Annotated in this window: 25 protein-coding genes, 1 tRNA gene and 1 pseudogene; 16 read left to right on the top strand and 11 right to left on the bottom strand. The window is 58.4% G+C overall.

The features are described from left to right. The first annotated feature begins 13 nt into the window (after positions 1 to 13). The 12 genes from ychF to YA0848_RS16275 all read left to right on the top strand — a co-directional run bounded on the left by ychF (position 14) and on the right by YA0848_RS16275 (position 8,699). Positions 14 to 1,114 carry a redox-regulated ATPase YchF gene (gene ychF, locus YA0848_RS16330; RefSeq protein WP_034095779.1) on the top strand — a complete coding sequence of 367 codons (1,101 nt, stop codon included), beginning with the start codon at positions 14 to 16 and terminating at the stop codon, positions 1,112 to 1,114. Positions 1,115 to 1,427: 313 nt separating this feature from the next. Then, positions 1,428 to 2,351 (top strand): sigma 54-interacting transcriptional regulator, encoded by a 924-nt coding sequence (locus tag YA0848_RS16325; protein ID WP_169903776.1) that lies wholly within the window; start codon positions 1,428 to 1,430, stop codon positions 2,349 to 2,351. A 296-nt stretch (positions 2,352 to 2,647) separates the two neighbouring features. Then, positions 2,648 to 2,866 carry a hypothetical protein gene (locus YA0848_RS16320; protein ID WP_143506543.1) on the top strand — a complete coding sequence of 73 codons (219 nt, stop codon included), beginning with the start codon at positions 2,648 to 2,650 and terminating at the stop codon, positions 2,864 to 2,866. A 91-nt stretch (positions 2,867 to 2,957) separates the two neighbouring features. Next, on the top strand, positions 2,958 to 3,326 hold the full coding sequence (locus YA0848_RS16315) for an EscI/YscI/HrpB family type III secretion system inner rod protein (protein ID WP_082136133.1): 369 nt from the start codon (positions 2,958 to 2,960) through the stop codon (positions 3,324 to 3,326). A 5-nt stretch (positions 3,327 to 3,331) separates the two neighbouring features. Further along, a complete protein-coding gene (gene sctJ / locus YA0848_RS16310) occupies positions 3,332 to 4,132 on the top strand; it encodes a type III secretion system inner membrane ring lipoprotein SctJ (protein WP_034095777.1) in 801 nt (266 codons plus the stop codon). Between the two features lie 334 nt (positions 4,133 to 4,466). Further along, the gene (locus tag YA0848_RS36055) at positions 4,467 to 4,727 is read left to right on the top strand and encodes a hypothetical protein (protein WP_232925129.1); all 261 of its coding nucleotides are present in this window, start codon (positions 4,467 to 4,469) and stop codon (positions 4,725 to 4,727) included. Further along, entirely contained in the window at positions 4,705 to 5,280 is a 576-nt protein-coding gene (gene sctL / locus YA0848_RS16300) for a type III secretion system stator protein SctL (RefSeq protein ID WP_169903775.1), read from the top strand. The genes YA0848_RS36055 and sctL overlap by 23 nt, the downstream gene beginning before the upstream one ends. Before the next feature lie 92 nt (positions 5,281 to 5,372). Beyond that, a complete protein-coding gene (locus YA0848_RS16295; RefSeq protein ID WP_169903774.1) occupies positions 5,373 to 5,591 on the top strand; it encodes a hypothetical protein in 219 nt (72 codons plus the stop codon). Beyond that, positions 5,592 to 5,984 carry a hypothetical protein gene (locus tag YA0848_RS16290; protein ID WP_034095774.1) on the top strand — a complete coding sequence of 131 codons (393 nt, stop codon included), beginning with the start codon at positions 5,592 to 5,594 and terminating at the stop codon, positions 5,982 to 5,984. Positions 5,985 to 5,998: 14 nt separating this feature from the next. Continuing rightward, positions 5,999 to 8,137, top strand: coding sequence for a type III secretion system outer membrane ring subunit SctC (gene sctC, locus YA0848_RS16285; protein WP_169903773.1), 2,139 nt, complete (start codon positions 5,999 to 6,001; stop codon positions 8,135 to 8,137). Continuing rightward, on the top strand, positions 8,134 to 8,337 hold the full coding sequence (gene hrpT / locus YA0848_RS16280; RefSeq protein ID WP_034095772.1) for an HrpT family type III secretion system protein: 204 nt from the start codon (positions 8,134 to 8,136) through the stop codon (positions 8,335 to 8,337). The genes sctC and hrpT overlap by 4 nt, the downstream gene beginning before the upstream one ends. 11 nt (positions 8,338 to 8,348) lie before the next feature. Next, on the top strand, positions 8,349 to 8,699 hold the full coding sequence (locus YA0848_RS16275; RefSeq protein ID WP_169903772.1) for a transcriptional regulator: 351 nt from the start codon (positions 8,349 to 8,351) through the stop codon (positions 8,697 to 8,699). On the opposite strand, the gene sctU is transcribed toward YA0848_RS16275, so the two are convergent. The 11 genes from sctU to YA0848_RS16220 are packed head-to-tail and all read right to left on the bottom strand — an operon-like array spanning position 8,700 to position 18,843. Further along, positions 8,700 to 9,797, bottom strand: a complete 1,098-nt coding sequence (gene sctU / locus YA0848_RS16270) for a type III secretion system export apparatus subunit SctU (protein WP_034095770.1) — start codon at positions 9,795 to 9,797, stop codon at positions 8,700 to 8,702. It lies immediately after the preceding gene. Then, positions 9,794 to 10,582 (bottom strand): type III secretion system export apparatus subunit SctT, encoded by a 789-nt coding sequence (gene sctT / locus YA0848_RS16265; RefSeq protein WP_034095769.1) that lies wholly within the window; start codon positions 10,580 to 10,582, stop codon positions 9,794 to 9,796. The genes sctU and sctT overlap by 4 nt, the downstream gene beginning before the upstream one ends. Positions 10,583 to 10,592: 10 nt before the next feature. Next, on the bottom strand, positions 10,593 to 10,856 hold the full coding sequence (gene sctS, locus YA0848_RS16260) for a type III secretion system export apparatus subunit SctS (RefSeq protein ID WP_034095768.1): 264 nt from the start codon (positions 10,854 to 10,856) through the stop codon (positions 10,593 to 10,595). A gap of 7 nt (positions 10,857 to 10,863) precedes the next feature. Further along, entirely contained in the window at positions 10,864 to 11,517 is a 654-nt protein-coding gene (gene sctR, locus YA0848_RS16255) for a type III secretion system export apparatus subunit SctR (RefSeq protein ID WP_034095767.1), read from the bottom strand. Continuing rightward, positions 11,514 to 12,527: a FliM/FliN family flagellar motor switch protein gene (locus tag YA0848_RS16250; RefSeq protein ID WP_034095766.1), complete on the bottom strand. Its 1,014-nt coding sequence runs from the start codon at positions 12,525 to 12,527 to the stop codon at positions 11,514 to 11,516. Before YA0848_RS16250 ends, sctR begins: the two co-directional genes overlap by 4 nt. Next, entirely contained in the window at positions 12,524 to 12,982 is a 459-nt protein-coding gene (locus YA0848_RS16245; protein WP_034095765.1) for a type III secretion system HrpP C-terminal domain-containing protein, read from the bottom strand. Before YA0848_RS16245 ends, YA0848_RS16250 begins: the two co-directional genes overlap by 4 nt. Continuing rightward, positions 12,979 to 13,407 (bottom strand): type III secretion system stalk subunit SctO, encoded by a 429-nt coding sequence (sctO, locus tag YA0848_RS16240; RefSeq protein WP_034095764.1) that lies wholly within the window; start codon positions 13,405 to 13,407, stop codon positions 12,979 to 12,981. The genes YA0848_RS16245 and sctO overlap by 4 nt, the downstream gene beginning before the upstream one ends. Continuing rightward, entirely contained in the window at positions 13,394 to 14,752 is a 1,359-nt protein-coding gene (locus tag YA0848_RS16235) for a FliI/YscN family ATPase (RefSeq protein WP_040267191.1), read from the bottom strand. The genes sctO and YA0848_RS16235 overlap by 14 nt, the downstream gene beginning before the upstream one ends. After that, positions 14,749 to 15,654, bottom strand: a complete 906-nt coding sequence (locus tag YA0848_RS16230) for an FHA domain-containing protein (RefSeq protein WP_034096756.1) — start codon at positions 15,652 to 15,654, stop codon at positions 14,749 to 14,751. Before YA0848_RS16230 ends, YA0848_RS16235 begins: the two co-directional genes overlap by 4 nt. Before the next feature lie 34 nt (positions 15,655 to 15,688). Next, positions 15,689 to 17,782, bottom strand: coding sequence for a type III secretion system export apparatus subunit SctV (gene sctV / locus YA0848_RS16225; RefSeq protein ID WP_034095762.1), 2,094 nt, complete (start codon positions 17,780 to 17,782; stop codon positions 15,689 to 15,691). After that, positions 17,779 to 18,843, bottom strand: coding sequence for a TyeA family type III secretion system gatekeeper subunit (locus YA0848_RS16220; RefSeq protein WP_034095761.1), 1,065 nt, complete (start codon positions 18,841 to 18,843; stop codon positions 17,779 to 17,781). Before YA0848_RS16220 ends, sctV begins: the two co-directional genes overlap by 4 nt. 260 nt (positions 18,844 to 19,103) lie before the next feature. Between YA0848_RS16220 and YA0848_RS16215 the strand changes: the two genes are divergently transcribed. From YA0848_RS16215 to YA0848_RS16200, 4 genes and pseudogenes are all read left to right on the top strand, one after another. Continuing rightward, positions 19,104 to 19,655: an RNA polymerase sigma factor gene (locus YA0848_RS16215; protein WP_034095760.1), complete on the top strand. Its 552-nt coding sequence runs from the start codon at positions 19,104 to 19,106 to the stop codon at positions 19,653 to 19,655. Between the two features lie 226 nt (positions 19,656 to 19,881). Beyond that, positions 19,882 to 19,958 (top strand) — tRNA-Met (locus tag YA0848_RS16210). A 201-nt stretch (positions 19,959 to 20,159) separates the two neighbouring features. Further along, positions 20,160 to 20,939 (top strand): PhzF family phenazine biosynthesis protein, encoded by a 780-nt coding sequence (locus YA0848_RS16205; protein ID WP_169903770.1) that lies wholly within the window; start codon positions 20,160 to 20,162, stop codon positions 20,937 to 20,939. A 37-nt stretch (positions 20,940 to 20,976) separates the two neighbouring features. After that, positions 20,977 to 21,852 (top strand): annotated as a pseudogene (locus YA0848_RS16200) (gamma-glutamyltransferase); the annotation flags it as partial. Positions 21,853 to 21,873: the final 21 nt, after the last annotated feature.

Here is a 21,873-nt window from a genome sequence, read left to right as displayed (position 1 = left end):
GAGGGGAAACACCATGGGATTCAATTGCGGCATCGTCGGCCTGCCCAACGTCGGCAAATCCACCCTGTTCAACGCCCTGACCAAGTCCGGTATTGCGGCGGAGAACTTCCCCTTCTGCACCATCGAACCCAACAGTGGCATCGTGCCTATGCCCGATCCGCGCCTGGACGCATTGGCGGCCATCGTCAATCCCAAGCGCATCCTGCCGACCACCATGGAATTCGTCGATATCGCGGGCCTGGTAGCCGGCGCGTCGAAAGGCGAAGGCCTGGGTAACAAGTTCCTGGCCAACATCCGTGAGACCGACGCCATCGCCCACGTGGTCCGCTGCTTTGAAGACGAGAATGTGATTCACGTCTCCAACAGCGTCGACCCGAAACGCGACATCGAGATCATCGACCTGGAACTGATCTTCGCCGACCTCGACAGCTGCGAAAAACAACTGCAGAAAGTTGCGCGTAACGCCAAGGGCGGCGACAAGGATGCCGTGGTCCAGAAAGGTCTGCTGGAGCAGTTGATCGCCCACTTTACCGAAGGCAAACCTGCGCGCAGCCTGATGAAGAACATGGGTGCCGACGAGAAAGCCGTGATCAAAGGCTTCCACCTGCTGACCACCAAGCCTGTGATGTACATCGCCAACGTGGCTGAAGACGGCTTCGAGAACAACCCGCTGCTCGACGTGGTCAAGGCCATTGCCGACGAAGAAGGCGCCATGGTTGTTCCGGTCTGCAACAAGATCGAAGCGGAAATCGCCGAACTTGAAGACGGCGAAGAAAAAGACATGTTCCTTGAGGCCCTGGGCCTGGAAGAGCCTGGCCTGAACCGTGTAATCCGTGCCGGTTACGAAATGCTCAACCTGCAGACCTACTTCACCGCCGGTGTCGAAGAAGTCCGCGCCTGGACCGTCAAGGTCGGTGCCACAGCACCACAGGCTGCCGGTGTGATCCACACCGACTTCGAAAAAGGCTTTATCCGCGCTGAAGTGATCGCTTACAACGACTTCATCCAGTACAAGGGTGAAGCCGGTGCCAAGGAGGCTGGTAAATGGCGGTTGGAAGGCAAGGAGTACATCGTTAAGGACGGTGATGTGATGCACTTCCGCTTTAACGTATAAACGTCACTTGTAATTCATTCATAAACAAAAGGCCGATGCATTGCATCGGCTTTTTTGTGGGCGACCTTTTAATTGGAAAACCCCACCTGCAAAAATTACATATTCTCAGATATTTCCTATTTATCACGCTCACACCTCTCTCTCATTAAGCATCGCGTAACTTATCGTCCAATAGAAAGTCACTTTCCTACACCACTTTCCTCTTCAGAGGCTCAAAGACTAATGACAACTTCTTTAATCTACGCTCTACTGGTGACCGCAGGCATAATATCTTTTTAATAATGAAGCCATAGCGAGAAGGGAATATCTTCCAATGTCGGCTACCTTCAACATGGAAAATGAAACGGCCCTTTCACTCATCGAAGGCCCGGACATTGAAAATACTTTAAACAACACAGCCACTCTCAACATAGACATTTTGTTGCTGGGGGAAACCGGTACTGGCAAGGATACGCTAGCACAACGAATTCATCTTCTATCGGGCCGGCGAGGCAACTTTGTCGCCGTGAACTGTGCGGCCATTCCGGAAAGCCTCGCGGAAAGCCAATTGTTTGGTGTAAACAGCGGGGCCTATACCGGGGCGATACAATCCAGGGCAGGTTTCGTCGAGGCTGCCCACCTAGGCACGCTCTACCTCGATGAGATCGACAGCATGCCATTGAATCTTCAAGCCAAGCTGCTACGAGTGCTGGAGTCGCGAGGCGTCGAGCGCTTGGGATCGACCCGCTTTATCCCGGTGGACATGCGTGTCATAGCCTCTGCACAGCACTCGCTGCACCAAATGGTCGAGCACGGCACGTTCCGTCGTGACCTGTATTTTCGCCTGAATGTTGTCCATATCCAGCTTACGCCGTTGCGGGACAGGCGCGAGCGCATCATCCCGTTGTTCTTGGAGATGATCCAGCAGGAAGCCAGCTATTTTAATTGCTCGGCCCCGCTGCCCTCTGATGGATTGCTGCAACAATTGTTGCACCACCCGTGGCTGGGCAATGTTCGCGAGCTGCGTTCGACGGCAAAACGCTTCGTGCTGGGACTCACACCGCTTTCCATTCCCATGAGCAACTTGGCGGTTGCCCAGACGAACCTGAAGGCACGTCTGCAGCAAATTGAAAAAGCACTGATTGAGGAGTCGTTGAGTCGCCACGAGCACTGTGTAGATACCGTCGCACTGGAGCTGGGGGTTGCAAAGCGCACGTTGTACTACAGAATTAAGCAACTGGAGATAGCGCTCGCATAACGTCGTTTTCGCCCCTATCCACTCAGATCTTTTCAAAAACTTTCGGCAATTCCAACCCCAATTTAACGCTCATCAGGCCTTCACGCTAACACCTATTGACTTGTTAATACTTTCAGAGCCCAGACACACACTTTGAAATATTCAGCCGTTAAACAAATTGGAACGTTTTAGTCGGGCTAGCCACCTAGTCATAGCCAGGCTCGAACCCTCCTTAAGTAATTTAAAGAGGCGCCAAAGTACCCTTCGACAGCCGGCAACCATATCAATTTTTATGTCAATGAAACCGGAGACTCATCATGAGTAGTGCAATTGGTTCTGGATACAGCTCGTCAGCAAGTCTTTACAACAACTTGTCACAAAGTCTGAACAAAGATGCCGGGGACATCGGAGGTGGTGGAAGTGCTGGCTCGGCGAGTGATCGTGCAGCAGCGGTCGCCGAGGCGACTTTCAAGGAAAGCTTGAAAGCGAAGATGATCTCAGGTCTGTATGCCGCGGCTAAAGAAATCCGCTCATAAATAGGCGACCTCCCCCCGGCTCTTCAGTTGGAGGGGAGGTTCTTATGTCCCTAGGTCGTGAACATGCGACAAACATCACTAAAGGCCTTATATGCAGATAGACGATTTTGGTGCGGCAACGTTTATTACCGGCAGGGACACCGCCAGAATTAAGCAAGCCACTGTAGCGCCTGCGACAGATGTTGCTTTTTTTTCGTCGTTGCTAGATCCAACGGCATCGAACACCGCAAGGGTGGCTAAAGACGGCACACCTTCGCTGCTCGCTACCACTTCAAGCCAACTTCAGGACTTAAACCGTCGCCTTGGGCGCACGTTGAAATCATCAAGTAAAACTATGGACGTTGAAAAATTCAGGGAGTATCCACGGGATTTGTCCAATGCGACGCTTACCTCGCAATTGCTCATAAAAAGCTTGGGCAAAGCTACCCAATGCATCGACAAAATTTCTAATCTGCAATAGTGAACATGACTAAATTTCTGTCTGTCGCGTTACTTCTGGTGATTACATTCACGTTAAGCGGATGCAGCGAACGTGTAGAACTTCATCGCCAACTCTCTGAGCAAGAGGCCAACGAAGTCATAGCAGAATTAGCTGACAAACACATTCGCGCACAAAAAGTCCCAGCCAAAGATGGTGTTGTCGTCGCAGTTAATGCAACCGACATAGGGCGTGCCGTACGCACGTTAGAAGCCGCAGGCCTGCCCCGTGTTGCCAGGACGACCCTAGGCGATACCTTCCGTAAGGAAGGGGTTATTTCCACCCCACTGGAAGAGCGGGCACGCTACATTTATGCCTTGTCCCAGGAACTTGAGGCGACGTTGTCTAACATCGACGGCGTCATCGTTGCCCGCGTTCATGTAGTACTGCCAGAGCGCATCGCACCAGGAGAGCCGGTCCAACCCGCGTCCGCCTCAGTATTCATCAAGCACGACCCTCGCTTGGATCCCGATAACATCCGCGCACGCGTACGCAGGATGGTGGCGAGTAGTATTCCAGGCATGACCACTGCAGTGGATAACCCGCAGAAGCTCACGGTTATATTCGTACCAGCCGCCACTTATCAGGAACAGCAACGCCTGGTCTACTTCGGGCCATTTCTCGTCCCCAGCGACGATCTCGGATTTTGGCGAGTTGCCGTTATCGTTTCTTTGCTCAGCCTGGTGTCATGCGTGAGCGCCGGGCTATTCCTGCACAATCGGCGTCAACGCCTTAACTCAGAATCACCCGCAGCTAGCGGCACGCTTGGCCCCGCACATGATGCATAGACCTGATCATGCGATGCGTGATGAGCTGGCGTGGGCCCAGTGGTGGGCATTCCCGTGGACATGCGCTCACGAAGACTGGCGAGATGATAAGTATCACGTGCTTACACGGCTCTATCACTGTGGAAAGTCGGTGCCGGCCAGCCTTGCGGGGGTTGCACCCTGTTTGCCTCCTGCACCTCATCCCTCCGTGCTTCGCCTGGCCTTGGCCACAGCGGACCAACTTAACTTGGCGATGGCACTAGTTCACAACACGTTTAGTCCTCAGGCCGCAACGCTCTTGAGCGACAGTCATCATCTATGGTGCCTGCGTTTATCCAAGGCGTTTCCTCCCGCCATGCTGACGCCGGACGCAGATCCGTTGCAACTACTCCATAACTGGGTAGATCCCCCTATCTGGAAGCGCCTTCGCCTGCGATTCCCCCGCGAGCGCGTGCGTGAAGTTGAAAGGATCAATCTCCTGATTGAGAACGCAGGCAGCCGACTGAATATGCTATGGCAAGCCGTAGCTTGGCGCGCGATGGCACGTACAACCAATCAGATGCATCCCGAACCTGGCGGCGAGGAAACCGACGATGTTATGCCGATGCACAATTGAGTTACCTAAGGGCGCGCCTAGAGCGTCGCGTATTCTGATCCCCCGCGACGAGCTTTTAAATTGGGAGCAGGCAGATCAACTCTTGAGCCGAGCTGATGCGCAGGCCAATGAGCTGATACGCCAAGCAGAGAAAAAGTGCGAAGTGCTACTGGAGACGGCCTCTCTGGAGGTCTGGCAGCGCGCAGATGCCCAATTCAAGCAGTGGGCACACGAGCGTCAAATGATGTGCGAAAGCCTAGAACGCTACGCGACATCGCTGACGAACCAGGCGATTCGTTGCCTGCTTGACGAAGCCGTTCCCCCTCAACGTCTCTCGGCCCTGATTAAACAGTTGCTTGCAAGCCAGGTCCAGGAGGTCGACGCAACACTGCTTTGCCACCCTGATGAATATGAGGAGATGAAACAGTGCCTTGCCAACTACAAGGCCACATTTTGGAAGCTTCAACCCGATGAAACTATCCCTACCCAGACTATTGTTCTGCATACAGACGAGGGAGACTTTCGTATTAGTTGGCGGTCGATGCTCGATACTTTTTTCAACCCTGGTAAATAACTACGCATGCAAATTTAACCGTACACCTCTTGGTGTTCTGCATGACGCGCCTCACCGAATTCATATAACAATGCACAAATAAGAGAACACATATGAACTTTTTCAAAGACCTGTCGCATAATCTTTTAAAAAAAAGCAATACCGCTCATCGACTTTACGAAGCGAACTCTCTCGCTGCCGGGGAAGACTCCTCGGACTCCACGTTGTTCTACGAACTCGCAGTAAGAACCACCACCGCTCAAATGGCATTCCTGGAGCATACCCGAGTCAAGCATATGTTGCTCAAAAGCACTTTTGAGAGCTTTCAATAAATGCGTGAATTTATCAGCGAGTGGCTACTTAGTCGCAAAGAACAGATTATCTTCTATGAAGCCGATAGCGAAATAACCTTGAAACATCAGGGGGACACGTTGTTGCTCAAGGTTCAACTGACTTCAACACACTCAGATAACGCAACGCACCAACTCTGGATGCGACTGGGCGCTGCCAGTCTGAATCACTTTCAGGGCGCACTTGCTCAGAAAGCTGACACAGGTGCGTTATGGCTGGTTCAAAGTCTGCGGGACGGGCAAGGAGAAACCCGCGTGCTCAAGTGCCTAGAACAGCTGCTCAACCAACGCGATACATGGCGCGCAGCAATCAAGCGCCTTGTTCGCCCCTCCCAGAACTTCAAACCCACTTCGCTTCGATCACTGCCTTTCTAAACTGAGAAAAGTCTATGTATAACCCCCCTTCCAAGCGCAGTAGCTTGCGCCTTGATTCGCCCGACGATTCATCTAAACGAGCGCATTGGCGGCGTAGCATGTTGGTGCTTTCCTTTCTGCTGATTCCCGCGAGTAACACGTTAGCCGCCATCCCTCCAGAATGGCGAAACACCGCCTACGCCTATGAAGCCGAGCACAAACCCCTACGAGACGTACTCGAAGACTTCGCCCAAACCTTCGGCACACAACTTCAAGTCGAAGGCCTGCTGCAAGGTAACGTCAACGGCAAGATCCGCGCTAACACCCCGCAGTCGATGCTCGATCGTCTCGGTGTAGAACACCGTTTCCAGTGGTACCTGTACAACAACACGCTCTATGTCAGCACGCTGGATCAGCAGGAATCAGCGCGCCTGGAAGTCTCTTCCGAAACCATCGCCGATCTCAAGCAGGCCCTCACCGACATCGGCCTGCTCGACAGCCGTTTCGGCTGGGGTGAGTTGCCCGAAGATGGTGTCGTGCTTGTTTCGGGGCCTCGTCGCTACATCGAGCAGATCAAGCACTTCAGCAGCCAGCGACGCTCACCGGATGAAAAGCAGAGCGTGCTGAGTTATCCGCTCAAGTTCGCGAATGCGGCGGACCGCCAAGTAGACTATCGCGGTGAAAAGCTGGTCATCCCCGGGGTGGCCAGTATTTTGCGCGGCCTGTTGGAGCCCCGCTCCAGCTCAACGCTTGCAGGGCTGAGCCAACGTCCCCCCTCACAACCCGCGCCGCTCACCCCCAACACTCCCCGTCTGGGCAACCCATTGTTGGGCCAAATGCTCGGTACTAACGCTAACCCGGCGTCATTGGACATCGGCCCTGCGCTCACACCGCGCGCCCCGGTCTCAAACAGTCGGATTCGGGTCGAAGCCGATGTGCGCAATAACGCGGTGCTGATCTATGACTTGCCAGAACGCCAGGCCATGTACCGCGAGCTGATCACCCAACTCGATGTGGCGCGCAAGCTGGTGGAAATCGACGCGATCATCCTCGATATCGAGCGCACGCAATTGCGGGAGTTTGGGGTGAACTGGGGGTTCCAGAACAGCCGTTTCCGCGGCGGGGCCAATCTGGCACCGGGCACGTCGTCACAGTTGTCGATCGAACACCGCGATCGCTTCTACGCGGACATTCGTGCCCTGGAGGCCAAGGGCCTGGCGACCATGGTCTCCAATCCCTCGGTGCTCACACTGGAAAACCAACCGGCGGTGATCGACTTCAACCGCACCCAATACCTGACGCCGGGCAGAGAGAATGCAACCATCTTGCCCGTCACTGTGGGAACCAGTTTCCAGGTGGTGCCTCGTGTGATCACCAGCCGTGGCGGCCATCAGATCCATCTGGCGGTGGATATCGAAGACGGTAACTTCGACGAGTCCAACCCTACCCCAGGCAACCTTGATGTACGCCGAGGCAAGGTCAGTACCCAGGCGGTGATGGCGGAGAAACGTTCGCTAGTGGTCGGTGGCTTCCACGTCACCGAAAACACCGACAAACACAACAAGGTGCCGCTGCTGGGTGATATTCCGCTGTTGGGCAAGGCGCTGTTCTCCTCGACCGAACGGCAGAACAACCGACGAGAGCGCTTGTTCATCCTGACCCCAAGGGTCATCGGCGATCAGTCCGACCCGTCACGCTACTTGCCCCAGGCCGACCAGGTTGAATTGCAGAAGGCCCTTGCGCCATTGGCCCGGCGCAATGCCCCTCACCCGCCGGTGATCAAGCGCAGCGATATCATCAGCACCCTGGCGCATTTGGTCAGCGGTGAAGTGCCTAAGCCCTTCAAGGCCGCACCGATGCCGCTGGCCTTGGATACGCTGTGCAGCACCCGCGACTTGCTGGCGTTGAATACCGAGCGCAGCCAGTGGTACGCAGGCCCCGAGTACAACGTTGCAGTCGTTGTGCTGCGCAACCAATTCAATCGCAATGTGCGTATCGACGAAAAAGAATGCAGCAACGCCCAGACCTTGGCCGTCAGCGTGTGGCCGCGCGCCTGGCTCAAGCCCGGTGAAGAAGCCGAGGTGTTTATCGCCATGCGCCCTGTGGTGAAGGATGAACACCTCAGCGTGCCGCGCCCTTCCTTGATCACTCCCGCTCAAAAGGCTAAACCATGAAACACCGCCTACTCTGCGTCACCCTGATCGGTACCGCGCTGCTCGTCGCCGGCTGCACCCCCACTTGCAAAGGCGACTCGTGCTCTCGCCCGCAATCGACCAAGGACAAGATGGTGATCTGGTGGCCACCGCAGATGCGTGTCGAACCGGGCCCCGCCGGGGAGCGAAAAGACTACCAAACGGTCTCTCTGGAACGATGAGCGCAACGGAAATGCCCGACGTACAACGCCAGGTATTTCTGGACAAGCTGGTGAGCGGCGCTGCCGCTCACCTGCAACTCGCCGCCGGAATTAAAGTGTGCGCACTGCAAGCCGGCATGCAGCCAGGGATGGCCTTGCTCATTGCGCGTGAATCGTTGCAACCCGGGCAACTGCAACGGGTTCTGGAGCGACGCTTTGAGTACGCGTCCTTGTACGATGGCTGCTTTGCCTACCTCGACGCCCAGAACGCACTGGTGATCTGGCACGCGCTGCCTACGGCACGTAACACACTGGAAAAAACTCTCAGCCGGATGTTGTCGCTGGCCAACCTCAGCGCCCTGGACACAACCTCCAGCCGCTGATCAACGCCGCTCAAGCTCCGGCAATTCCAGGGTTTCGCGCTTGGCTTCGTCATCCAGCTCACGCAAGGTCCGGTAGATCAACGCCACGGCCTGCAAGGTTTCGCGGGGAATACTGGCACCTAGTTTTTTCTCGTAGAGCGTACGGGCCAACCAAACGCACTGAATCACCGGCACCTCGGCAGCCTTCGCCCGCACGATCAGTCGACGGGCGTCGGCGTCCGTACCTTTGCTGATCAGCAACGGCAGCGGCGTCTTACCTGGGCGGTAATACAGGGCCACTGCAAAGTGCGTCGGGTTGACCACCAGCATATCGGCCTCCTCGAGCTTGGGCAGCTTGACCTTGGGTTCCTCCTGGGCCAGTTGCTGCGCCAACGCGCGACGCTGGCCTTTTACATGAGGGTCGCCCTCCATGTCCTTGTACTCTTTGACGACCTCGACCTGGGTCATGCGCATACGCTTGGCGAAGAAGTACTTCTGCAAGGCGAGGTCAATCAGGGCCAGCACCAATAACAACCCGAGACAGGCATGCAGCAACTGGCGAAACAGGGCGATTAGCCCCAACACGTAACTGGGCAGATCGCTGGTTGCCAGGTTGATCAGAGCCCCCAGCGAGGGCCAGACCACCACGTACACCACCAGGCCAATCAGGAATGCCTTGGCGATGCTCATCAACAGATTCATCACCGACTGGGCAGAGAACATTTGCTTGAGCTGGCTGACCGGATTGAGGCGGTTGAAATCGAGCTTCAGGGCCTCCGGGGCGAACAGCAAGCCGAATTGCATCCAACTGCTGATCAGCTTCGTCGTAATCGCTACCCCGACCATCAACAGGGCAAACGAGGCAAACATCACCAGCCCTTCAACCATCACTTCTTCCAACGCCCGTCCAAACGGCTCGTTAAAGCGCGACATCGGCAATGCCATCAATTGCTGGAAACGTTGCAGGCTGGTTTCGGCGGTTAACAAGGCAATCTCACTGATGGCCGTGAGTACCACGAGCTTGGGGATGTCCTGGCTCTGGGCGACCTGGCCCTTCTTGCGCTGGTCACGCAGTTTCTTGGCGGACGCCGGGTGCTTTTTTTCCCCCGAGTCACTCATGCGCCCGAGGCCTTGAACAGCAACCCCAACGAGTGTTTAAGCTCACCGAGCTGGAGCATGCGCCCAACGATCAGGTCCTGCAGCAAAGCAAAGTACAACAGCACAATTCCAATACCCGCCAGACACTTGACCGGCGGCGCCAGCGTACTCACCTGCAGCTGCTGGCTGTAAACCCCCAGCAACGCGATGCCGAACTCCAGCAACAACAGCACCGCGATAAAAGGCGCGGCGTACAGCATCATGTGCGTGAAGGTATCGCCCAGCAGGCCGACGAATACACTCATACCGTTCGGCGCAGGTAGCGGAAACCACACGGTCGGGGGCCAAATCAGGTAGCTGTCCCAGATCACTTGGGTCAGAGCGCCCAAGCCCAGGCTGACCATCAGCAGAAAAATCGCCAGATGCTTGAACAAGTGCCCGATCGGCGTGGCATCCGGCCCCAACGAAGGGTTGAGCTGACCACCGGCCAGCGCACCGCGCTGGTTATCCAGCAGCGCCCCCACCGCCTCGAACATCCAGAACGGCATCGCCAGCAACACGCCCAGCAATAGCCCGAGGGCCACCTCCTTGAGCGCCAACCCACCGAGCATGAGCGCCGAGTAATCCTGCCCCTGCAGCGCCGCATGGATACCCGGTGCGGGCATCAATGCCATGACCATCACAATGGTGTGCCGAGGCATGCCGCGTATGTGCTGAAAACAGAACGCCGCCACCAGGATGGCACAGGGGTAAATACGCGCCATGCCGATCAACAGACTGGGCAGGAATTCAAGGTAGAGCAGCACAGGCAAGGCCTCAGTTCAGGGCCGAGCGGCCGATCATGTCGAAGGTCAGGTTGATCAGTTGGATCAACTCCACACCAATCCAGCGTCCGGTCATGATCAGCGTGATACCCACCGCCACCAGCTTGATGCCAAAGGGCAACGTCTGGTCCTGGACCTGCATCAATGCTTGCACCAGGGACGTCAGCACACCGACCACCACCGCCACGATCAACGGTGGCGCCGACAGCACCACCACCAGCAACATGCCTTGCTTGAACAGCACGATCGGGTCCATAAGCGACTCAGAGATAGGAGAGGAACAGGCTGTCGAGCAGCCGCGACCAGCCGGACACCAGCACGAACAGCAGCAGCTTGAGCGGCAAAGAAATGGTCATGGGCGAGACCATCTGCATGCCCAGCGCCAGCAGCAGGTTGGAGACAATCAGGTCGATCACGATAAAGGGAATGTAGATCAGGAAGCCGATCTCGAAGCCGGCCTGCAACTGCGACAGCACAAAGGCGGGGATCAACAGGATCAGGTCCTCGCGCTGCACCTCTTGCGCCATCTGCGCAGGCCATAGCCGCCCCGTATTTTCCAGCAGATGGGTCAGCACATCCGGGTCCACGTTACGCAGCATGAAGGCACGCAACGGCTTGATGGCTTCTCCACCGGTCTGCAGTACCGTTTGCACGTTGCTCATATCCAGAGGCGAGGCCTTGACGCTCTCAGCGATCTCGTACCCCACCGGTGCCATGATAAATAACGTCGCGGCCAACGCGATGCCATTGATTGCCATGCTGGGCGGCACCTGCTGCACGCCGATGGCATTTCGGGTAATCATCAGCACAATCACGATTTTCAAAAACGATGTGCAGATGACCAACAATAGGGGCATCAGCGACAGCGCCCCCAGAAAAAGCGCGAGAACGAGGGGGTCTAGCCCCTGAAGTATCATCGGCCGAACATCACGCGGGACAACTGCAACCCCAGGCGACCGTCGACTTCCACCAATTGCCCCTGGCCGATGGGGCGGTCGCCGTAATAGAGGCCCGCCATTCCCGGCGCGTAACCGGCAATGCCCAGCACTGAGCCGGGTGCGAGATTGCGCAGCTCGCCCAAGGTCAGGTTCAACGTGCCGCAGCGCACATTCAACGCCATGCTCAACTCATCGAAGGGCTCGTGGCCGAACACATCCACCACGGGTTCATCTTCTTCATATTCCGAGTAATGGGGGGCTGAAAATTCTTCGTCCATGGACGTGTCCTCGATAGAAGTAAGGGTCAGGCACAAAGCCCCGGTAGCATCGTCAATACAGCCATGCAGCCGCTGTTTGCCAACTTGCAGATAACCTTTGCCCTGGGCTTGAAAAAAGGGTTGTTCAAGCATCAGCACATCGCCTGTGCGCAGGCCGCGCACCTGTGCAATCGGTAGCTGCAAGCGCCCAAGGGTCACGGCAATTGCCAGCTGGAATCGCGCCGGCAGCGGCTCGGCGGTGTCGCGCCAGGGTCCGGCCTCGCACAACGCCAGGAAGCTGTCCGGGGTCAGCCACACAAAGCTATCCACCCGAGAGGCCCCCAGGGTGATGCAGAGCCGGCAACCAAAGCCCTTGGGACGGTCGGTTTCCAGCAAGCGCACATGCCCCAACAGCGCACTCACCTGCGGGCTAAGGTGGTGTTGGAACACGGCCCAAAACCAAGAATCCGGATCGTTGCCGGAAGGGGCCAGTGTCACCGGGCACTCGCCCAGCAGGCTGAGCACCGGCCCTGCTTGCGCGAACGCCAGCACGCCACACGCGGTCTCGAAGCAAAAGAACTCGGGCCGTGTGGGCGCTCGCCCAGGCTCCAGTCGCAATTCACCGCTCTGGCCGGCAACCTGAAACGCCATACGCAGGCCGCGCCCCAGGCGACGGCGCGCGGCAACCGTGGTGGCCCTGATCGAAGGTAGAGTTAAGGTCGGCACTATCATGCGCACCCGACAGCCGGCAGAAGCAGATTGACCGGCATCCCCAACTCTCCCGAAAACCGCTCTTCACATTGTTGTCGCACGCCGCTGAGCCAGCGCGCCGTGGCGTCATGTTCCGCCTCCAGTTCGATGGTCCAGGCGTTCGGCTCACGGCGCACGCTGGCGTTGATCCGCCCCAGCCGGGGTAAATACAAAACCGCCTGCAGCGGCCAGTTGGCGCCGGCCTGTATACGAGGGGCCAACTGTTCGGCGAGGGCCTGCATCATGGCGGCATCGGTCGATGTCTTGACGCCCGATAAGGACGCTCCCGACCCAAAGCCTTCATCGTTATCGGCAAACAGCTGAGCGAACAATCGCCCCTGTTCCCAAGCCACTACACCCATAGCGCCGGGCTCGCGTTCCTCACGCGCTTCACTGGGACGCGGCCGCTCGGTGGGTTTATTTGAAACCTGAGTCATGTCGGCTCCTGAGCCAGAAGGAGCGATAACTCCTGAAGTTTTTCCACCTGCCGCAGACACTCAGTGACGTGCTTCTGAGCGCTGCCAACGCGGCGTTCCTTTTCGCCCTGCTGATCTTGTAGTTGCACCAAGTGGCCTTGTTCGCGCCGGGTACTGGCAGATAACGAGCGTTCCCGCGCGCCCCAGGATTTCAACTCCTTAAGGCTCAGCACCTGCCCCTGATGCTGACTGAGCAATTCAGCACTTTTGCGGGCCTCTTCCTGTCGAGTCTGTTCAAGGGCGTCCTGGGCCCGTTGGATGTGGGCGAGCAGCGCCTGCTGGGCGCGCTTGGCCTCGCGTAGCGCGCGCTCGGCACGGTCGGCTCGATGCCGGCGCAGACGTCGCAGCGTCTCCACCTCACCCTGCAATACATCAGAATGGGACATGGGCGGTGAGCTCCTTGAGTTGCTCCAGCGTGTGCGCCATCGGCGTAGGCTCGCGCAGATCCTGGCGCAGGAAACCATCGACCGCCTGACGGCTGTCCACCGCGAGGTCAGTGAGAGGGTCGCTGCCGGGTTGGTACTCCCCCAACTTGAGCATCAGCTCGATCTGTTGGTAGGCCGACAGCAAACGTCTCAACCCGGTGCCGGCCTGGATATCTTCAGGGGCCGCGACGTTGCTCAAAATCCGTGAAAGGCTCGCCAGCACATCCACCGCCGGGTAGTGTCCGCGCTCGGCCAATTTGCGTGACAGCACGATGTGGCCGTCGAGCAGCGAGCGAACTTCATCGGCCACAGGATCGTTCATGGAGTCCTGCTCGATCAGTACCGTATAGATCGCCGTGATCACGCCGTCGCGGGTCAACCCGGCACGTTCCACCAGGCGAGGCAGCAGGCTGTAAACCGACGGTGGCAAGCCTCCGCGCCCCAAGGGTTCGCCGGCAGCCAGGCCGATTTCGCGCTGGGCCCTGGCGAATCGAGTCAAGGAGTCAATCAGCAGCAATACCCGCTGCCCCTTGCGACGAAAACTTTCCGCCAATGCCGTGGCGGTAAACGCGGCGCGGGCGCGCTCCATGCTGGAGCGGTCGGAGGTGGCGCACACCAGTACCGCTTTGGCGCGCAGTTGTTCGTCCAGTTCATGATCGAGAAACTCACGCAATTCACGACCCCGTTCGCCGATCAGGCCGAACACGATGACATCGCATTCGACGTTGCGCGCGATCTCGGCCAGCAAGGTGGTCTTGCCGCAACCAGCCCCGGCGAACAGGCCTACGCGCTGCCCCTCGCCCAACGTCATCAGGCCATCGATCGAACGCACGCCGGTGGCCAGCGCCCGGTTGATTCTGGGGCGCTCGGTGGGCAACGGCGCCTCACATAACACGGCGCTGGTGTCCGGCAAGTCAGCCTCGACAAAGGCGCTGGGCCCCTCCCCCGTGATCGGCCGCCCAAAGCCATCCAGCACCTGGCCCAGTAGCGCATCGCTGACCTGCACCCGATGGGAGACACCCAGGCGCTCCACGCCGGCCCCCACCCGCACGCCTTCGAGATTACCCAGGGCACTGAGTACCGCGTCCTGCTGATCGAAACCGATGATCTCGGCGAGCATGTAGTCGCCGGGGCTTTTTTCCACCTGGCACAAATCGCCGATACGCGCCTGCGGCAAGCGGCACTGCAGCAGCATGCCGTTAACGCGCTGGATGCGACCGCGCATTGTCACCGGCGCAAAACTGGCCAGTGACTGGGCCTGACGCTGCTGCCAAACCTCGAGCCGCGCTTGCACATCCAAACTCACCAGCGCACCTCATAACGCTGGGCGCCATCGAAGACCACCTTGGTGTTGTCGATCAGCACCAGCCGCAGCCCTTCCACTTCGTCTCCGACAAACAGTCGGCCGCCCTCTTCCAGGACCACATGGCCATTGGGCCCGCCGACGATTTGCACAATCTTGAAAGGCAGTGCCCCATCGCGCACACGCACACGGCTGATCACCGGCACGGCGCTGTCGAACTGCTCGCCAAAACGGGCAAGCATGCGCGCCACCAGTTCCACCTCGTCCTGGGAAACATCACCGCTGAGGGCAACCTGGCCATTGATCACTTGCAGACTGACGCGCTGGCTCAACTCACGCTCGCCGAGCATCTTCAACAGCTGCTGGCGCACTTCAAATGGCGTGGCCAACTCGTGCTTTCGGACTACCGGCGGCATCAAGGAAGCCTGGGCCTCGGGCTCCCCGGTTGAAATCATGCCCATCACTACAATGATGGCCGTGACCACCAACACCACGCTGATCAAGCGCTTCTGCTGTGCTTGCGGGATGGACGATAGCGTGAACCCCCGCGCCGGTTCAGGAGACGGGGACGGGGGCGGCGATAGCGGTGCCGGCGCGTAAGGCTGGGGCCAGGGCTGATCGGCCAAGGTGACACACAACTGCACCTCGCCCACCCAAAACGGTATGTTCAGCTCCAGGTTCGCGATCTGCGCCAGCATCCGCCCTTCGGCGTCTCGCAGCAGCCCCGCCTCCGCCTGCACCGACCAATTAGCGTCAGTAAAACGAAGACGCGCATGCTGCTCTTCGATCCCCGGACCGTTAAGCACCAGGTCAGCATCCCCATGGGCGCCGATGCTCCACTGCTCACCAAACAATGGCAACGCAGCGCCCTGGCTCAGGCCATCAAGTACCCGCAGCTCAAACATCATAGAGCCCTCCACACAGGCCATGGCGAGATCCTCATGCCACCGCACCACGCATCAGATCGTCCTGGCCCAGATCGATGCGCCCCAGTACCTTGACCTTGGAGGTACTCGCCAACTCGGCAAACGACAACACGGCAACGTGGTTGAACTCCTCCACCAGCAGGGTACGCAGCGGGCTGCGCAGGTCTTGCGCTACCAGCAGCACGCTTTTGCTTTTGGGCCTCACGGCAAAGGCCTGATTGAGCAGGTTGATCAACGCCGCGCTGTGTTCGTCGTCCAGCGCGAAGAACACACCGGTCTGGGTCTGGCGCAGGGCCTCACGCAAAATGTTTTCACTCTGGGGCGAGAGCAGCCACGCATGCAGGCCATCGGCTTCGCTGTACTGGTGGAAGATCTGCGCCTTGAGGGCAATGCGCGCGTAGTCGGCCAGGGCTTCCGGCTCCCGCTCATGCTGACCGTATTCGATCAGCGACTCGACGATCAGCCGCACCGCCCGCAACGGCACTCCCTCACTGGCCAGGCGCTGCAGCACCGCCGAAAAACGCGACAGCGGCATGATGCGTTGCAGTTCCTGAACCAATTCCGGCTGGTTGTGCTCCAGCCAACTGAGGATCGATTTGCTCTCCTGGATCCCAAGGAACTGGGGCCCACTGAGCATCATGGCTTGCTTCATGCGCTCGATGATCAAGGTCGTCGCCGTGAAACGCTCCAGTTGCGGGTCGTCAAGCAGCGGGTCATTCGGTGGCAGCCAGATCCAGTTCTGCTCGTCGCGCTCAACCGACCCGGGTATGCCATGCTCAGGCTCCACCGTCAGCGCTTTGCGATCGACCGCCAGAAGGCTGACGAGCGACGCTTTGACCATCGGCACTTCATGCACACAGAAACGCATTTCATCGACGGGCAATGAATCATCCAGCTCGACTTCGAAGGGCGGCAGCGTCAGGCCGATATTGGCTACCAATGCATTTCGCGACTGTCGGATCCCGTGAATAAGCTCGGTCACTTCCGGCGTTCCGCGCAGGGACGGCGGAAACTGCAACAGGTACGGTCGCGACGGATCGAAGCCGCGCAAGTCCTCTCGCCCGTTCTCTTCAGGACGCACGACCTCGGTGGTTTCAGCGGCAGGTTCTGCCTGTTTTTGACGCTGGCGCACCAGGTAATAGCCCAAGGTTCCCGTGATCAGCGAGATCAGGATAAACACCCCGGTCGGCATGCCGGGTACTACGGCGAAGGCCAGCATCCCCACCGATGCAATCACCCAGCTCTTGGGCTCGCTGGTCATTTGCCGGGCGATTTCGGCCCCCATGTTACTGATGCCTTTGCGCCCATCCGGTGCCACGCGGGTGATGATCATACCGGCCGTCAGCGAGATCAACAGAGCAGGAATCTGCGCGATCAGCCCATCACCGATGGTCAGCACCGAGTACAACGCCATCGAGTCTGATGCACTCAACCCATGCTGGAACATGCCCGTGGAGAAACCGCCCAACAGGTTGACCACCACAATGATCAAGCCTGCGATAGCGTCGCCCTTGACGAACTTCATTGCCCCGTCCATGGCGCCGAACAACTGGCTCTCACGGGATAACTGCTCACGCTTGTCGCGTGCCTGCGCACCGTCGATCAGGCCGGCACGCAAGTCACTGTCGATGGACATCTGTTTGCCTGGCATCGCATCCAGACTAAAGCGCGCCGCAACCTCGGCCACCCGCTCCGAGCCCTTGGTAATCACCAGGAAGTTGACCAGCGTAAGGATCAGGAAGATCACCATGCCCACCGCCAGGTTGCCTCCCACCACGAAGTTGCCGAAGGCCTCGACAATGTCGCCCGCATCCTGCTCCAGCAGGATCAGGCGCGTGGTCGCGATCGACAGCGCGAGTCGGAACATGGTGGTCAGCAACAGAATTGACGGGAACGAGGAAAACGCCAGCGGCCCCGGCAAGTACAACGCCAGGACAATCAACAGGCACGAGATACAGATATTCAGCGCAATCAGGATATCCACCAGCCAGGTGGGCAACGGCACGATAAAAATGAACACGATGGCCATGACCACCACCGCGCCGAGAACTTCGGCGCGCTGGGCCACTTTGAGCAGGACACGGTTGATGGCCGACAATGCGGTCACGTCGCGGCCCTCGGCTCGCCAGCAAAGCGTTTGGGCCCACGTACACTGCGGTCCAACTCATCGATCACTAGCAAGAGCATATGCAGAGTCTCACGGCGGGTCTGGCTGTCCCCCCACAACGCCAGGGGCATCTGCTGCAGTAGCGGGTAAAACGCGTTGAGGACGACCAACTTCTGAGCGATCGAGCCACCGCCCAGATCAGTGCCCAGGCGCAAGAATTCACCGGCATCAATACCGCTACCGGCGTAACCCAACAGCCGCTGCAGCAATTCCACGGCGTCATGCCCGACACCCAGGCGCTCAATCAACGCACGGCAGCCGGCCAAGACGCCGCTCAACTGTCCGCAGCTTTGCAGCCCCAACAATAAGGTGCGCAACACGGCCGTGGGGCTTGACGACACCAGCGCGGCAATATCGTCCGCCAAGGCTTTACGCATGATCTTGAGCCCATCGTGAAACCGCTCGCCACCATAGACCCCCAGCAACGCCTGCATCATCGTGGCCAGCGATTGCCGCGCCACTACGCTGGCGTAGTAGAGCGTACGCAGGGCCTGGCGCTCCTGCGGATCGATACTCGCCGTCTGCAGCGCCGAGGCGATGTTCAGCCCGGCCTGGATCTCCCCTTTGAAACGGATTTCCAACCGGTTAATGGCATCGCGCGCCAAGGCGGCCTCAGCCGGACGCGCTTCGCTGTCCGCATGAGCCGCCACATACTTGAGCACCACAAATGCGCGTGCCGGGTCCCGCCCCGTCAGCTCCAGCAACTTCTCGACAGTGGGCTTCTGCAGCAATAGCATCCTGACTCGACGGGAGATCGCCGCCATGGTCGCTTGGGCCGGATGACCCAACTGATCGTACAGCTGCACCATATGTTCGACGGGAGGGATGGGAAATCCCATCTTGCGTTCGCTCAACGGTCGGGAATTGGCGTCCACTTCCTGACTGAACAAGAACGAAAGTTCGTCAGCAGCCTTCGTGGGCATCGCCACGGTAGCGGGATTTAGAACCGGTTGATCCAAGCGTTGGTTCGCTTGCACATCATTTTTGGATTCGACTTTCATGGACTGACCAGCACAGGAAGAGTGTTTCCCTGTGTGGCAAGACCTTCCTGAGCGGTTCCATCAAAAATGATCTCAGGACAAATTTGAAAAGACTTGCACAAGCTTGCGCGCCGCCGCGCAACAGGCTGCACGAATCTCAGATATTTCAAGATATTTATACATATAAATCATAGGGTTATGAGTTTTTTCCGTTTGGCACAGGCAGTGCTAAAGGGGTCCTGTCGACATGTTTCGACTGCGTCTACCCAAAGGAAAAAAACATGAATATCCCTATTGAAGCTTTAGCTCACCTCGTTGGCAGCTCGCCTCAATTCATGCATCACCTGACAGACGACGAGCAAAAAAAACTCCGACGCTTTATCCACAAGCGGGTGCTCAACCCGGAGGATGCGGACGATCTTCTGCAATTGACCTACCTGGAAGCCTGGCGTAACCGTGAACGCTACAGCGGCATCGCAACACTCAGCACCTGGATGTGCGGCATCGCCCAGAACCTGATCCGCAATCACTTCAGGCGAATGTATGCCAAGCCGGTTCACTGTGAGTTCGACGAATCGCTGTGGCACGGCCAGGATGAAAACAACAACCTGGACTGGGAGTTCGAGGTCAACCGCCGGTTGGAAAAAACCTTGAATGCCATCGACCATCTGCCGACGGAAATGCGTAAAACGCTCTACGCCTCGCTGGAAACCGACGGTAGCTACCAAGACACCGCCGATGTATTGGACATACCTATCGGCACCGTCCGCTCCCGCCTGTCTCGGGCTCGCGAACAGCTCAAGCGCGTCACCCACAGCTCGCGTCAGCCGTAACCGGAGCCATAGTTGGGCGGCAGGGATATCGCCCAACCGAATATCCGCTTCAGAAACCTACCTCACAGTGCCCGGTGGAAACGCTTGCCGGGCAACCGATGCCGCTTTCCACCTCTCCGCTCGTCGCCATTTAGCCCTGTTTCGGTTAAACAGTTGAAAGCGTAGATAAAAACTCAAAATAAACGCTTGACGCGTTGTCGTTCTGCGCGAATAATGCGCGCCACTTGGCTACATAGCTCAGTTGGTTAGAGCATAGCATTCATAATGCTGGGGTCCGGGGTTCAAGTCCCTGTGTAGCCACCAAGTACTAAAAACGGCTTACCGAAAGGTAGGCCGTTTTTTTATGCCTGCCGAAAAGCCCCGCCGGCCGCAGGCCCGCTCCGTGCCGCAGATGACGATAAGCAACACGGTCTGCATGCGCACAAAAAAACTCCCCAACTGTATTTTGACGCTCCCTTGACCCACTGTTAGTGTCCAGCCTCCCCCCACACGGAGTGCCCTGCGGTGAAACTGGACATTTATCAAGTCGACGCCTTCAGCGAACAGCCTTTCGGCGGCAACCCGGCCGCAGTCTGCCCGCTCACTGAGTGGTTGCCCGATGAGCAGTTGCAAGCGATCGCCGCCGAGAACAATCTCTCGGAAACCGCCTACTTCGTGCGCCGTGGCGATGGCTATGAGTTGCGCTGGTTTACCCCCGAAGTCGAAGTGGACCTGTGTGGTCACGCCACGCTCGCCGCGGCTTGGGTGTTGATTCATCGACTGGCGGACACCTCTGACGTGCTGCGTTTTGCCACCCGCAGCGGCGAGCTTCGGGTGACAAGCAACGGTGACGAACTGGCGATGGATTTCCCGGCCAAAGTGCCCCACCCGTGCGAGCCACCCGCCGGTATGCTGGCCGCGCTGGGCATTGAGCATGCCGACGTATTCAACACCGATGACTTCATTGTGCTGGTGCAGGATGAGGCTCAAGTGGCCGCGCTGACTCCGGACTTTGCACGCCTCAAGGGCATGCCCAAACGCGGAATCGCCGTGACCGCGCGCAGCACGCGGTTTGACTTCATCTCCCGCTGGTTCGGGCCGAATGTGGGGGTCAACGAAGATCCGGTCACCGGTTCGGCACACACTTCGCTGGCCCCGTTCTGGGCCGAGCGCCTGGGCAAATCCCACCTGACGGCCGAGCAGGGCGGCCTGCGCAAAGGCCAGTTGCACTGCCAGTGCAAAGGCGACCGCGTGATTATCTCCGGCAAGGCCGCGCTGTACATGCAAGGCACGATTTACCTGTAAAAAAGCCGTACCTAAAGGACAACGGATCTTGCTCACCATGAACGGAGTTCAGCGCGTGTTTTCGATTTCTCGCCGTCAACTGACGGTCATCGCCGCAACCCTGGCCCTGACGGCCTGCCATACCTCGGTCAACGAACAACCACCGGCGCCGGAGCTGGGCTCGGGTTATCGCACCGACCTCACTACCCGTCACGCCGAACGCCATATGGCTGCCGCCGCCAACCCGCTGGCCGCGCAAGCCGGACGCGAGATGTTGCGCCAAGGCGGCTCGGCGATTGACGCCGCGATTGCGATGCAGGCGGTGTTGACCTTGGTGGAGCCGCAGTCCTCGGGCATCGGTGGCGGCGCATTCATCATGCTGTGGGATGGCCAAACGGTGCACGCGTACGACGGCCGCGAGACCGCACCGGCCGGGGCGACGGGTCAACTGTTCCTCAACGCCGACGGCAAACCGATGGCGTTTCCCGACGCGCAGATCGGCGGACGCTCGGTCGGTACGCCGGGGGTTTTACGCGCACTGGAAATGGCGCACAAAAAGACCGGCCACTTGCAGTGGGCCAAACTGTTCGAGCCGGCGATCCGTCTGGCGGAACAAGGCTTCGCGATCTCACCCCGCTTGCACAGCCTGATTGCCGCCGACCCGTATATCGCCCAATCGCCGGACATGGCGGCGTACTTTCTGAACGCCGACGGTAGCCCCAAAGCCACCGGTACCCTGCTGCAAAACCCGGCGCTGGCCCAGGTGTTCAAGCGCATCGCCAAGGAAGGGCCGGACGCGCTCTACACCGGCCCGATCGCCGATGAAATCGTGCGCAAGGTCCAGGGCCATCGCAACGCAGGCAGCCTGTCTCAGGCCGACCTGCAACGCTACGTCGCCAAAGAGCGCGCACCGCTTTGCAGCGATTACAAACAATGATCTGAGGGGTGGTAACCG

It is taken from the genome of Pseudomonas sp. S4_EA_1b (assembly GCF_016307435.1).
Taxonomy (GTDB): Bacteria; Pseudomonadota; Gammaproteobacteria; order Pseudomonadales; family Pseudomonadaceae; genus Aquipseudomonas; species Aquipseudomonas rhodesiae.
Note: the sequence above shows the minus strand (reverse complement) of the source record. Positions and strands in the feature narration are given on the sequence as shown.